A 14,041-nucleotide genomic window follows, 5' to 3' on the forward strand; every position below is an offset into this window, starting at 1 on the left:
GTCCTCCCGATGGTTGTCAGCGCGAACTTCCGTCGCGTCTGATGATCGTCTGCAGCCCGGCCGCGAGCACGATGATCGCGCCGGTGGCGAGAAGCTGCATCGCCGCACTCACGTCGTTGAGCTGCAGGATGTTGGCGAGCGCGCCCAGCATCACCGCGCCCGCGATGGTGCCGACCATGCTGCCGGCGCCGCCGAACAGGTCGGTGCCGCCGATCACCACGGCGGCGATGGCGTTGAGTTCGTAGCCGGTGCCGTCGTTTGGACTGCCGAAGCTGAACTGCCCGGCATGCACGATCCCGGCAATGCCGGCGCAAAGTCCGCTGAGGCCATAGACGGAGATCTTGATCCATTGCACCGGAATGCCGGACAGCCGGGCCGCGCGTTCGTTGCCGCCGACGGCAAACACGTAGCGGCCGTAGCGGGTGCGGTTCAGCAGGAAGGTCGCGAGGGCTGCGAGCACGATGAACACCAGCGTTGCCACCGGGAAGGTGTCGCCGAGCAGGCGCTCGCCGAGGATCGCGAAGGCCGGCGGCGCGTTGCCGGGACCGTGGCCGTAATTGATGTTGATGAAGGTGTTGCCCGAGGCGATCAAGGCGAGGCCGCGCGCCGCCTGCAATCCGGCCAGGGTGACGATGAAGGCCTGGATGCGCAGTCGCGTCGCGAGCGCGCCCTGGATCAGTCCGAACAGGGCGCCGGCGAGCAGCACCAGCGGCAGGGTGGCAGCCAGACCCCAGCCCGAATTCACCAGCAACGTCGCGGTCAGCACGCTCGACAGGCCCAGCACCGCGCCGACCGAAAGATCGATGCCAGCGGCGATGATCACGAAGGTCATGCCGAGAGCGAGAATGCCGGTCTCCGAGATCGAGCGCACGATGTTGGCGATGTTGTCGGTCGCCAGGAACAGGATATGGCCGTGCCGCCGCGGCGAGAACGCGATGCCGCCGATCAGCACCAGGATCAGCCCGAGCAGGCTCTGGAAGCGGACCAGGGTAGCGAGCGGGCGCACACGCTTGCGCGCCGGTGCGGCCGGGATTGCGGGCGCGGTCGTCATGCCGCCCGCGCCTCGCTGGCGCGTCTGAGGGTTTCCTCGGAGACGCCGGCCTCGAAGCTGGCCACGGTGACGCCGCCATGCATGACCAGGATGCGGTCGCACAGGCCGATCAGCTCCGGCAGCTCCGAGGAGGCCACCAGCACGCCCAACCCTTCGCCCGCGAGCGCACGCAACTGCCGGTAGATCTCTGCTTTGGCTCCGACATCGACGCCGCGGGTCGGCTCGTCGAGCAGCAACAAGCGCGGCACGCTGAGCAGTTCCTTGGCAAACACCACCTTCTGCTGGTTGCCGCCCGACAGATTGACCACCCGCGCCGCCGGCAGCCGTGGCCGCACGTCGAACCGGTCCATTGCGCGTGCGACTACCGACTGCTCGGCTGCGGCCGAAACCAGGCCCCACGGCGTCACCCGTCGCAGCGTCGACATGACGATGTTCCAGGCGACCGATTGCCCCAGGATCAGCCCGGCGCCGCGCCGGTCGTCGGTCACGAAGGCGATTCCCGCCCGCCGCGCGTCGGAAACGGTGCCGAGGCGGGCCAGCTTGCCGCCCACCCGGATGTCCCCCTGCCAGCGGCCGCGCGCCTCATAGCCGAACAGGGCGCAGAGCAGCTCGGTGCGTCCCGCACCCATCAGGCCGGACAGGCCCACGATTTCGCCGGCATGGACGGCGAGAGACACGTCCGTTGGTGTCTGCCATCCGGCGCGGGGCAAGGCGGGAATGAAGCGCGCGTGCGAGAGCTCCAGCAGGGCGGCACCGGCGCCACTGCCGTGCTGCGGAAACAGCGCGCTGAACTCGCGGCCCACCAGCAGGCGCACGAGTTCGGCCTGCGGCGCGTCGGGGGCGGCCTGGCCGGCAACAGTGCCGTCGCGCATGACCGTGACCCGGTCGGCGATGCGCGGCACCTCCTCGAGGCGATGCGAGATGTAGATGATCGCCACACCGCGCGCGCGCAGCTCACGCAGCACCACGAACAGGTGCTCGGTCTCGGTCGCCGAAAGTGCGGCGGTCGGCTCGTCGAGAATTAGGATACGCGCCTCGGCCGCCAGTGCCTTGGCGATTGCGACAAGCTGTCGCTCGCCCATGCGCAGGCTTGCGACGCGCAGCGCGGGGTCGAGCGCCACACCGGCATGCCGCAGCAGGCCGTGCGACTCGCGCAGCATGCGCGGACCGTCCAGCGTGCGCCGGGCGGTGAGGCGCTCGTGGCCGAGGAACAGGTTCGATGCGATATCGAGGCCTGCCACCAGGTCGAGTTCCTGGGGGATCATCACGATGCCCGCTTCATGGGCGTCGCGCGGGGTAGCGAAGTGCAGCGCGTGGCCGGCAAGGACCATGGTTCCCGCGTCTGGCGCGATGGCGCCGGAGACCACCCCCATGAGCGTGCTCTTGCCGGCGCCGTTCTCTCCCAGCAGCACGTGGATCTCACCACCGTGCAGGTCGAAATCGACCCCGCGCAGGGCACGCACGCCGCCGAACCGCTTTTCGATCGCTGTCAGCACCAGAAGAGGCCTGGCGGCCGGACGTTCACTCATGCTCTTGCAAGCCGGTTTGTTACGACGCTAGGCCCGGGGCAAGAGGTGTCAAGCCGTAATGATTACGCAAAAAAGAAGGCGAGGCCGAACACCGCATAGACACCGATCAGCAGAACCCCTTCGAACCAGGTCGTCTCGCCGTCGCCGGCGATCGCGTTGACGATGAAGGCGGTGCCGGCGATGGCGAACAGTTCCAGCGGATCGCTGAATACCAGTGTCATCGGCTTGCCGAGCAGCCAGGACAGGATCACCAGCAATGGGGCGACCACCAGGGCGACCTGAATTGCCGAGCCGATGCAGATGCTCATCACCATGCCCATGCGGTTTTGTCTGGCGAACCAGACGGCGGCGAACAGATCCGAGATGGTGCCGACCAGGGCCAGGACAATCACGCCGAGGAAGATCGGCGTGAGGTGCAGGCTTTGCGCCGCCTGGGTCAGGGCGCCGGAGATCAACTCACTCTCCAGCGCCGCGCCTACCGTGGCGGCCGCCAGCACCCCGAGGCACAAGGCGAGCGACCAGCTTGGTTTGCCGCCCGGCTCCTCGCCGGTGGAGAAGACGTCGCGGTGGGTGATCAGCGTGTAGGCGAGATTGGCGGCATAGAGCAGCAGCAGCACCGCCGAGACGGTCAGGCTGAGCTGCTCGTCGCGCTGGCCGGTGTGGCCCGCGTGCAGGATGTGCCGGCCGGTTAAATCGAACACCGCCGGCAGCAGCAGCACGATGACCACCAGGATCAGCAGGCTGGACAGCAATCCGGCACGTGCGCGCTTGAATTGTTGGCGATCGCGCGCGGCACCCCCGACGACGATGGCGAGACCCAACCCCAGCAGGCTGGTGCCGAGGATCGAGCCGGTGATCTGCGCGTGCACCACGTCCGGCTGGCCAGCCATCAACACGAAGAGTGCCAGCAGCAGTTCGGCCACGCTGCCCAGGCTGACGGTGAGCAGGCTGCCGATCGCGGGTCCGGTATGCTGCGCCAGCTCGTCGGTGGCGGCGCGTATCCATTCGGCAAGAATTGCAACCCCCGCGATGCCGACGACAAACACCCAGATCGGCGGCACATGCAGCACGTAGTGCAGCAGTGGTGCCAGCGGCGTGACCGCCAACAGGATGAGGCGGATCAATGCGGAGGGCCGAGGGTCTCGGCGAGGAACGCCGCACGGGCTTCGTCCACTCGTGTGCGCAGCAGCGGGTCGGGCAGCAAATGGGTGCCGGGCAGCAGGATCAGCCGATAGGGCTTGCCGGCGTCAAGCAGCGCCTGCGTCAGCTTCATGGTATTTTCGAAATAGACGTTGTCGTCGGTCAGGCCGTGCAGGATCAGCAGCGGCCGCGACAGGCGGGCCGCGTAGGTCAGGACGTTGCTGGCCTTGTAGCCGACCGGATCGTCCTGCGGCGTGCCGAGATAACGCTCGGTATAGGCGGTGTCATAGTCGGCGAAGTCGACCACCGGGGCGCCGGCGACGCCGCCCGCGAACACGTCCGGGCGACGGATCATGGCCATCGCCGTGAAGTAACCACCGAACGACCAGCCGGTCACGCCGACATGCTGCAGATCCATCTGCGGGATTGTGCCGGCCAGCGCGCGCAGCCCGTCGATCTGGTCGGCGAGCGGCTTATCGATCAGGTCGTCGTGGGTGGCGCGCTCGAAATCATGGTCGCGGCCCGGCGTGCCGCGGCCGTCGAGGCTGACGACGATGAAGCCATGGTCAGCCAGGCACTGATCCTCCAGGCTCTGCCGGGGCGCGCGGTGCACGAATTTGAAGCCGGGTCCGGCATAGACGGAGAGCACCACCGGGTAGTGCCGCTTCGGCGAAAATCCCTTGGGACGCAGCACCAGCGAATCGAACGCGCGCGGGCCGGCGGCGAGATATTGCACGTGAGGGATGCTTGGCGGCGTCTCGGCCTGGCTTGGCAAGTGACCCAGCAGGCGGCCATCCATGCCGCGCAACTGCGTCCCCGCCGTGCCGTCGGCGAGCGAGACGCTGTCGGCGAATAGGCTGTGCTGGGCCGTTGAAAACACCGGCTGATGCACGCCAGGGGCGGCGGCCAGCGGTCGCGGCGCGCCACCTTGCAGCGGCACGCGATACAGGCCGAAATCGATCCGGTCGGGGCTTGCCGTCACCACCACGCTGCCGGATGCCGCATCGACATCGTCGAGCGCATCGAAGCGAAAGCCGGTGGGAGTGATCGTGTGATCGAGGCTGCCGTCGGCGTGGTAGAGCCCGAGCTGCCAGGTGGGTCCGGTCTGTGTCGCCCACAGGAAGCCGGAGCCATCCGGCAGCCAGGCGGGCAGCGCCTTGCCGTCAATCCCGTCGATGGTGGTAAGGTCAAGCCAGGCCCGGTCGTGTTCGTCGAGCAAAATGCGGGTGGCGCCGGTCGCGGGATCGACGGCCAACACCGCCTCGCTGGTCTCGGCACGGTTGAACACCACCAGGGTGAGCGGGCCGTGCTTTGGCCAGATCACCCGCGCGACATAGGGCCAAGCGGCGGCATCGAGCGCGATCCAGCGGACTGCTCCGCCGTTGCGCGAGACGATGCCGAAGCGCTGCGCGGCGTTGGCGGTGCCGGCGCGCGGATAGCGGAATTCCTCCGGTGGCGCCTCGGGGTGCAGCGGATCGGCGATATAGTGCCGCTCGACGCCGGATGTGTCCGACTGCTCGAACACCAGGGTGCGGCTGTCCGGCGACCACCAGGCGCCGTTGGCGCGGTCGAGCTCCTCGGCGGCGGCGAACTCGGCGAGGCCGTTGGTGAGCGTCGCATTGCCGTCATGGGTGATCTGGGTGTCGTGGCCGTGGGCCAGATCGAGCACATGCAGGTCATTGTCGCGCACCACCGCGACGCTGCTGCCGTCCGGCGACAGGCGCGGGGCAATCCAGCCGCGTCCGGCAATCGGGCTTACGGTGCCCTGCGGCAGTTGCACGGTGAGCAACCGATCCGCCTGCGATACCAGCACCCGGCTGCCGTCGTGCGATACGGCGTAATCGGTGATGCCGGTCAGAGTCATGCGCGATCGCTGCCGGCGTGCCTTTTCTTCCGTGCTCAGCGTCGCGGCGGTGGCGGCGGGCTGTGCGAGGACGCGGTCGGCGAGGGTTGCGATGTCATACTCGTGCAGAGCAAGGCGTGTGTCGGAGGGACCGCTCTGCAGATAGAGCACGTGTTGCCCGTCCGGCAGCGGCAGCACCTGGCGGGCAAGGCCCAAGCTGTAATCGCGGGTCTGCGCCAGGCGTGCGAAGCAGCCCGGTGCCGCCGGCGCCGCAGCACCCAGCAGCAACCCGGCGAGGGCGCATAATCCCGTCAGCTCGATTTCCGCATATTCATCCTCCGTCAGCCGGGCCATACAACGCGCCGTCACGACGTGAAAGCTGCCTGGATGGCTCGACCGACCCTAGCTGCCGCACTCCCGCTTGCCGCCTGCCTGCTCGCCGGAGTTGCACAGGCACAGACCGCGCCCCAGCGCGCGGTGCGTCTGTTCGACGATCTCGCCCTCGCGCCCGACGGCGCGCATGTCGCCTCGATCGAGCATGACCAGCCGGCGCATGACGGCGACGAGCCGGTCAAGATGCTGGTGATCCGGCCCACCGGCGGCGGCAACGCGGTGACGGTGGCGCTGCCCTGCGCGCGCGGTCCCGACTGCAAGCCCATTGACCCCGTCTTCTCGCCCGACGGCACGCATGCCGCGTTCGTGCTGCAGCGGCCGAAGGACACCAAACGCTATATTGAGGAGGTCGGCGTCGATGGCAGCGGCCTGGTGCAGCGCCTCGCCTTCGACGGTCAGTTGGGCGGCCTGCACTTCGGCCCGGAGGGGCAGCTTGCTGTGCTGGCCATCGCCGGCGCGCGCAAGAAGGCCGGCGCGGTCCAGGCTGGCGCGCCGTTGAGCGGCGAGATCGGCGTCTCATCAGACGAACAGCGGATCGCGGTGCTGTCCGCATCCGGCCTGCGCTTCGTCTCGCCGCCCAACCTCTATGTCTATGAATATGACTGGCGACGCGGCGCGGGCTTCGTCGGCACCGCGGCCCCCGGCAACGGCGACAACCAGTGGTGGGTGGCCAAGCTCTGGGACTTCCCGCTGCACGGAGCGGCACGGGTGCTGTATGCGCCGCCGCGCGAGCGCCAGCTTGCCGACCCGACGGTCTCGCCCGACGGGGCTGCCGTCGCCTTCATCGGCGGCATCATGAGCGATTTCGGCTCCACCGGCGGCGACGCCTACCGACTGGCGCTCACACAAGGCGCGCACCCGGTCGACCTCACGCTGGGGATCAAGGCCAGCGTCACGTCGCTCAACTGGCGGGGGGCGGACGGGCTTGTGGCGACCGCGCTCGCGGGCAGCGACACCGAACTGCTCGCCTTGGGCGCCCATACGCGCCGGCTCTGGTCCGGTGCAGACTGGCTTAATGCCGGCGGCTGGAACCTCTCGGCGCTGTTCGCGGGCTCAAACAGCGTGACGGTGCATCAAAGCTTTACCCGGCCGCCGGAGATCGAGGCGGGCCCGATCGGCCACTGGCACGACCTGACCTCGGTCAACCGCGGCCTCACGGTGGCCGCCCGCGCGCGCAGCCTGACCTGGCACAGCGACGGCTACGACGTGCAGGGCTGGCTGCTATCGCCCGACAATGGCGACGCGCACAAGCCTCGCGCGATGATCACCAACGTGCATGGCGGCCCGAGTGCCGCCACGACGCCGGCGTTCCTGACCGAAAGCCGCGGGCTATGGCTGCTGCGCGCGGGCTACGATGTGTTCCTGCCGAACCCGCGCGGCAGCTTCGGCCAGGGTGAGGCGTTCGCGCGCGCCAACGTGCGCGATTTCGGCCATGGCGACCTGCGCGACATCCTGCGCGGGGTCGACGCCGCCATCGCCGCGGCACCGGTCGATCCCCGCAGGCTTGGGCTCACCGGCTACAGCTATGGCGGCTACATGACAATGTGGGCGGTCACCCAGACGCACCGCTTCAAGGCGGCGGTCGCCGGCGCCGGCGTGTCTGACTGGCTATCGTACTACGGCGAGAACGGCATCGACCAGTGGATGATCCCGTTCTTCGGCGCCTCGGTCTATGATGACCCGGCGGTTTACGCGAAGTCCTCGCCGATCAACTCTATCAAGGCGGTGCGCACGCCGACCTTCGTCTATGTCGGCAGCCGCGATCTTGAGTGTCCGCTGCCGCAGAGCGAGGAGTTCTGGCACGCGCTGCGCACGCTGGGCGTGCCGACCGAATTCGTCGTCTACCCGGGCCAGGGCCACGCGCTTGAGAACGCCGCCGATCGCGCGGACGCGAAGCGTCGCACGCTGGCCTGGTTCGCCCGCTGGCTTGGCACTGCGAAAGGCGACGCAGCGGGAGGGTAGTGTCATCTCATGCCGTATGGCGCCTGATGCCGCCTGGTTAGGCTGCGGACCGCAGTTCCATCGGCAGCGTGTCGAAACCGTAAAGGCTTTGATTGTGAACGACGTGTGGCTCGCCCGCCGTCAGCACGGCGCATTGGTCGATGAGCGCTTCGAGCATGACCTCCATTTCCATCTTGGCCAGATGCAGGCCGGCGCACGAATGCGGGCCGCTCCCCCAGGCGAGATGCGCCCGCGCATCGCGCGTCAAATCGAAGCGATCCGGGTCGGCAAACTTCCGCTCGTCGCGGTTTGCCGACGCGTAGACCAGCATGATCCGCGCGCCCTGCGGGATGACTGTCCCGGCGGCAGCGTAATCCGCCCTTGCCAAGCGCGAAAACCAACGAATGACCGAGCTGTGTCGCACGCCTTCAAGCACGGCGGCTGACGCCAGGGCCGGATCGGCCCGCAGCATCCGCCACTGCCTGGGGTCGCGTGCGAGGTTGTGGAGCAGGTGACCCTTGGCGAGAATGGTCGTGTCCAGGCTTGGCAGCACATAGGCACTGAGCGCCCCGCGGGCCTCTGCCTCGGTCAACTTCCCGCTCGCGACGGCACCCTCCAGCATGCGGGCCCAACTGCCCTCGCGGATCTCGATCCATTTCAACGCCCCGAGATAGCTGCGCCACCCGGCGAGCACCTCGAAATCCCGCTCCGAGCCGCCCCGCCTGGGTCCGAACGCATTGAATGTCGCGGCAGCCCAGTCGAGCATGGCGGCGCGTCCTTCCTCGGGTAGGCCTACCAGTTCGCTGATCGCCTGGGTCGGCAGGAAGCGCGCGATCTCGACCATGGCGTCGAACGGTCCGCGGTCGACCAGCGACCTGATCCGTTCGGCGATCAGGTTGCGCAGAAACGGCCGATGCTGCTTGAGCTGCGCCGGCAACAGCGGGCGGACGACCTCCGTTCGAAGTCTGCGGTGCTGCTCATCGTCGGACATCAGCACATTGGGCACGCCTCGCCGATTGATGACTTCGTTGAACCCGACCCCGTCGCCGCTCGAAAGCGCATCGGGCGCCTGCAGCGCATCACGCACCTCGTCGTATCGCGACAAGACGTAGACATCGGGGTCGCGAAGGCGAACCACCGGTCCGAGATCACGCACAGCCCGGTAATGCTCGAAGGGCGCCTGGAGCGCCGCCGGGGAGAACAGGTCGAAGTCATAGAACGGAAGACTGGAGAGCTGGGACTGCATGATGTCCTCCCGTACTTGTTTCGAGCGGCGGCCTTCGGGATTTCTGGCCGAGCATGAGGTCTCCTGACCGCGGCCTCGGCGAGCCACACACCCTCTTAGGCGTGCCCCGTGACGCGCTCCAGCAACGGACCGGGCTCCGGCAGCACGTCTCCACGCCAGGCCACGTGCTGATCGGGGCGGATCAATGCGAAGCGTGCCTGGTAGCGGTCGGGAAGGGAAGGTTCTTGAGGCGCCACCAGCTTGATCGGAATAGAGCGGTGGCCGGCGGTCTCGATGAGCGACGCCGCCTCTTCGGGGTCCACCGATCCGGTCAGGAGCAGGGTCAAACCGGTCCCGAAATGGTCGTAGAGGGAGGAGCCGTCGGCAAGCCAGGCATGTGGCGCCAGGCTCCCGGGGCAGGCCGAGGGCACATAGACCATGGCATCCTCGGGCGGTGGCTCGGTGCCGTCCGGCACGACGATGGGTGAGCCATCGTAGCGAGCGCCGAGCACCAGGCCAAGAGTGTAGAACTCCCGCGCCTTGCTGGCCTTGATCGCGGCGCCGACATCCTGGCGTATCGCGTCGCCCTCCTCGCCCGGCGCCTCCAGCGCGGGCCGCACGAGCTGATTGCCGACAGTGGCGTAATTGGTCATCGAGTCCCGGATCGTGCGCTCGTGCACCGGCCGGCGCTCCGGGTCGTAGGAGGCGAGCAGGCGGGGGCCGCCCCAACCCTGCAGGGTGGCCGCGATCTTCCAACCCAGGTCCACCGCGTCGCCGATGCCCATATTCATGCCGAACCCGCCGAACGGTGGATGCAGGTGACAGGCATCGCCGGCGAGGAAGACGCGCCCGCGGCTATAGATGTCGGCCACCAGACTGAAGGCAGTCCACGGGTCGGCTCGGACGATTTCAACGTCGAGATCCGCGAGGCCGGTGCCACGTCGGATGAGCTCGACCGGGTCGACCGTGGCCGGGTCGATGTCATTGGCGAGCTTGGTCGCCATGAAGAGCCAAAGGCCATGCTGGTCCATGGGCCCGAGCACGGCCGGCACGTCGCCGTTGACCAGCCAGTACATGATTGCCGGACCGTGCAACTGGCGTCTGGCCAGGTCCGGCGACCGAAAGATGATGCTGTGGTTCTTCGCCACCGCGCCGCTGCCGGACAGGCGGCCGCCGATCGCCTCGCGCACGAAGCTGCGCGCGCCGTCCGCGCCCACCAGGTAAGCGCAGCGTATGGTGCGCACCGCGCCGGAACGTAGGTCCGCCACTTCCGCCGTGACGCCAGCCTCGTCCTGTTCCAGGCCGCGCAGTTCGGTCTCGAATGCCACGGACACTCCCGGCAGGGAGGTCGCGTGACCCCGCAGCACCTCCTCGACCGTGTACTGCGGCACCCACTGCGCTTCCTCCGAATACATCTCGTTGCGAACACGCGAACCATTGAACGCGTTCTCGAACCGGGCAAGCTCATGGCCGTTCATGCGTGTGGCGAAGACGACGTTTGGTGGGTAGTCGGGCGGGATGGGCGACGCGGATCGCAGCGTATCGGCAATGCCCCAGCGGCGCAGGTGCTCGCGCGTGCGCACGTTCGTCGTCTTGGCGCGCGGGCTATAGCCAACACGGTCGTTCCGCTCAACCGCCAGACAGGAAATGCCGCGCTGCCCGAGCTCGATGGCAAGCGACAAGCCGACCGGCCCTGCGCCCGTGATCAGCACGTCCACGTCGGTGACTCTGTCCATCAATCATCTCCCGCCATGCGCAAAATCATTAGCCAACTCTCGATGATATGCCGCTTCCGATTGCCGCAAAATACGCTCCGGCACGAGCCATGACAGAGTCCATTATGCCTCGCCCACCGCCGGGTTGTAACTTGCCTCGCACCATCGAAGGTTCAAACGCGAACTTAGTTGGCGCGGTCACGATCCCCTAGTCGGCCGGAAGGGTTTCCACAATAAAAGCTGCTGGCGTAGCTGGTGTTTCCGGACCTGTTCCAGATTGTCCTGGCTGGATAGGGGCAGACAGGACGTTGCATCTGGATGGCTTGGCTCGGATCGTTGTTGACGAACTTCGTCGCAATGAACTCCCGCGGCGCCACGCCATGCTCCGTCCAGTTCAACAATGCGCTCACCGCGTCATGCTCCGGATCGGAGGACACGGCAGGCTGGTTTTCCGCTCCGATGTCATCCGGACCGATATCCGTCGACCCAACGCCCGGAGCGCCGCAATGTCCGATTTCTGGCAGCATGAACAGTCGGTAGAAGTCCTGGACATCCTTCAGACTGCCGTTGCCGATGCTGGCGACCACCTTGCCGTAGTATTTTGTCTCCCAACCGGGCGTAAAGGCAGCGTCGTCCCAGCCGTGCCACTGGATCAGCTTGCCCCCGGCGGCCGCAAATTCGCGCAGATCCGGATCAGTGACGTTCAGGATGCCCAGCGCGCGGTCCAGCCTGGGCGAATCGACATGCAGATCGAACTTCGTTCCGTCCCAGGTGGGATCGTTGTAGGCAACCTGATAGGTGGCGATGGCGTATGGCGCCAAGCCGCGGTTGTACTGAAATGCGATCTGGTTGAATTCCGATCCGCGCGCCTGCCCGGAGAACACCCACTTGCCGGTGACCGGATCGCGTACCGGGTCGAGGTTGGCCTGTATGGCATCGGCCTGTGCCGGGGTGATGCAGGTGTTCGGGTCCTGACCTGTCGCGCAGACGAGACTGTGCGGATTCCAATGGCACAGCTTCGGATTGCCGATCAGCCCGTCCAACACGCCATCGATGCCGTCGCAGGCCTTTGTCGCCGCGGCCTGCGCGAGGTTCAGGATGGTGACTCCCCTGGTCCCCTGTATGCCGCTGTTGACGAGATTGGTCGTGGCGACGAGCTGCTCGGTCGCTCCTCGGGTCGCGTAGCTGGGCACGCCGCCAATCAGGATGCCGTTGAAGTCGGCCGGAAAATAACGCGCCTCCAGCAGCCCTTCGCGGCCGCCGTCGGAGCAGCCGTTGAAGTATGCCGCGCGCTGGCGTTTGCCATAGAAGGCGGCGATGAGAAGTTTGGCGTTATCGGCCAGCTCGTGGACGGCGCGCCATGCGTAGTCATCGACCTTGGCGGGATGGCCAAAGGCCCAGGTGACATCGAACGGCCGCGACGGCGCGCCCGGATGGCCGTCGTCGGTGGCCGCGGTGGCAAAGCCGCGCCGCAGCTGGGGCGCCATTTCGCTCCAATAAATACCGGATCCCCAGCCGTGATTACCGACCTGCTGGTATCTGCCGTTCCACCCGTTGGCGGGCAGCCAAACCTCGATCCCGATCGAAGAGTCGGGCACCGGGCTTACGGTTGCCGTAACGCGGCAAAAGGCCGGCAGGTTCGGGAACGCCGTAGCACTCCCTGGCGGCTGATAGGTGCCGGCGGCAATTGGTTCGGCTCCCGTGATCTTCACGTTGGGCAGTTTTGCCCTCAGCAGACTGTCGCAGGTTGCGGCGAGCGCGGCGGAGCAGGATCCGGCCAGCAAGAAGCCGGCGAGAAGAGTCGCTCCGGCAAGCTGACCATCTATCCTGGCACATCCATGCATTTTGCTTTCTCCCGGAAAACGGATCATTGAATATTGGTCGTAGACAAGCGCGAGTAGTACCCGCCGCCTTAATCATTGACCGTTCAAGGAAGCAAGGCTGGGCTCTGCCCAGACCCGCCAAAGGCCGGCGGCCTTTGGAAACCTTCTACTTAGAGAACGGATTCTCAAGGCTCTGCCTTGAGCGGAGTCCAGAGGCAGAGCCTCTGGCCTTACTCGCTTACCGGTCAGACTTAAAGGCCATTGGTATAATACATTTTGAAGATGTTGTACTAATAACCTTTCCGCATCGTGCTCAACATCATGCAGAACGTCCGACCGGCTTGGCGCCCAAATAACATCAGAAGGTTCGCGCGAGACCTGACGAAACCTCACGACGCGCGGCCCGCCGTCGCCCCGGCCAGCGATGCGGATCACTTTCATATGGACCTATTGAGCTGCTGCTGACGCATCCCCATCCTGACGCATGAAGGCGTCGACGACGGCATTGAACTCGCCCGAACTCTCCAGCTGCGGAAAATGGTTCGGCGAGGTCACGACGACATGGCGGCCTCCGGTGACGCGCGCCACGATTTCCGCGACGGCGTCTATGGAGGGATTCCATCCGCCGCTGATAACCAGCACCGGGACATTGGCCTTGGCAACGGTCTTGGCAGCCTCCTGCAGAACCGGAGGTGGAGCCATGCGCGCCTGCAGGATTGCACAACCAAGCCGCGTTGCTGCCTCGTCATCGATGTCGCCGATGTTGCGGCTGGTGCTGGAGTCAACCGTTCCCACCAGGCTGCGGATGAAGCCACGAGCGTAATCGCCTGGTGTGTGGGCGGTCAGGAGAGGCTCCATCATCCGCATCACGGTCGCCTGCTGGGCAGGGTCGGCCTGGACGACGGGATCGATCATCGCCAACCCTTGCAGTGCCGGCTCGACGAGGACGAGGGAACGAACGGCGTCAGGCCGACGGGCCGCCGCCAGCAACGCTTCCGCCCCGCCCCAGGAATGTCCGATCAGGTTGCCGCCGTCGCCGAGCATATCGGCGATCCACAGGGCATCCGCCTGCATGTTGTCCGCGCCGCGTGACGGGCTTCGACCGAAGCCTGGACGATTAGCGATCGCCACCTGCCAGCCCAGATTGGCCAACGCCTGTTGTTTCGCGAACGTGGATGGTCCGCCGCCGATCCCGCCCTGAACTCCGCCATGGATGATCAGGACAAGAGGGCCAGTGGCTCCGAACCGTTCGACCTCGATGGGGAGTTTTAACGCCTCCTCCTCGGCCATGGGCACGCGCTCCGGACACTGCGCCATCAAAGCTGCGTGTCTTTCCATCATCGTCGTCAGCGACATCAGAAAACTCCTTGTGTTACTTGGC

General features: G+C 66.6%; 9 protein-coding genes. 1 reads left to right on the forward strand and 8 read right to left on the reverse strand.

Annotation, left to right across the window (positions count from 1 at the left end):
* Positions 1-16: 16 nt before the first annotated feature.
* The 4 genes from ACQY4K_RS16305 to ACQY4K_RS16320 all read right to left on the reverse strand — a co-directional run bounded on the left by ACQY4K_RS16305 (position 17) and on the right by ACQY4K_RS16320 (position 5,917).
* Positions 17-1,051, reverse strand: coding sequence for an ABC transporter permease (locus ACQY4K_RS16305; protein ID WP_428391243.1), 1,035 nt, complete (start codon positions 1,049-1,051; stop codon positions 17-19).
* Entirely contained in the window at positions 1,048-2,580 is a 1,533-nt protein-coding gene (locus tag ACQY4K_RS16310; RefSeq protein WP_428391244.1) for a sugar ABC transporter ATP-binding protein, read from the reverse strand. The genes ACQY4K_RS16305 and ACQY4K_RS16310 overlap by 4 nt, the downstream gene beginning before the upstream one ends.
* Positions 2,581-2,642: 62 nt before the next feature.
* A complete protein-coding gene (gene cax, locus ACQY4K_RS16315) occupies positions 2,643-3,704 on the reverse strand; it encodes a calcium/proton exchanger (protein ID WP_428391245.1) in 1,062 nt (353 codons plus the stop codon).
* A complete protein-coding gene (locus tag ACQY4K_RS16320; protein WP_428391246.1) occupies positions 3,701-5,917 on the reverse strand; it encodes a DPP IV N-terminal domain-containing protein in 2,217 nt (738 codons plus the stop codon). Before ACQY4K_RS16320 ends, cax begins: the two co-directional genes overlap by 4 nt.
* A 33-nt stretch (positions 5,918-5,950) precedes the next feature.
* On the opposite strand from ACQY4K_RS16320, the gene ACQY4K_RS16325 reads away from it, so the two are divergent.
* Positions 5,951-7,918, forward strand: a complete 1,968-nt coding sequence (locus tag ACQY4K_RS16325; protein WP_428391248.1) for an alpha/beta hydrolase family protein — start codon at positions 5,951-5,953, stop codon at positions 7,916-7,918.
* 37 nt (positions 7,919-7,955) lie between these two features.
* Here ACQY4K_RS16325 and ACQY4K_RS16330 read toward each other — a convergent pair whose 3' ends face one another.
* From ACQY4K_RS16330 to ACQY4K_RS16345, 4 genes are all read right to left on the reverse strand, one after another.
* A complete protein-coding gene (locus ACQY4K_RS16330) occupies positions 7,956-9,143 on the reverse strand; it encodes a cytochrome P450 (protein ID WP_428391249.1) in 1,188 nt (395 codons plus the stop codon).
* A gap of 95 nt (positions 9,144-9,238) precedes the next feature.
* On the reverse strand, positions 9,239-10,858 hold the full coding sequence (locus ACQY4K_RS16335; RefSeq protein WP_428391250.1) for an FAD-dependent monooxygenase: 1,620 nt from the start codon (positions 10,856-10,858) through the stop codon (positions 9,239-9,241).
* A 164-nt stretch (positions 10,859-11,022) separates the two neighbouring features.
* Positions 11,023-12,549, reverse strand: coding sequence for a tannase/feruloyl esterase family alpha/beta hydrolase (locus ACQY4K_RS16340; RefSeq protein WP_428391251.1), 1,527 nt, complete (start codon positions 12,547-12,549; stop codon positions 11,023-11,025).
* 558 nt (positions 12,550-13,107) lie between these two features.
* Positions 13,108-14,016 carry an alpha/beta fold hydrolase gene (locus tag ACQY4K_RS16345; protein ID WP_428391252.1) on the reverse strand — a complete coding sequence of 303 codons (909 nt, stop codon included), beginning with the start codon at positions 14,014-14,016 and terminating at the stop codon, positions 13,108-13,110.
* Between the last annotated feature and the right edge of the window lie 25 nt (positions 14,017-14,041).

This window comes from Lichenicoccus sp., from assembly GCF_965276875.1.
Lineage (GTDB): Bacteria > Pseudomonadota > Alphaproteobacteria > Acetobacterales > Acetobacteraceae > Lichenicoccus.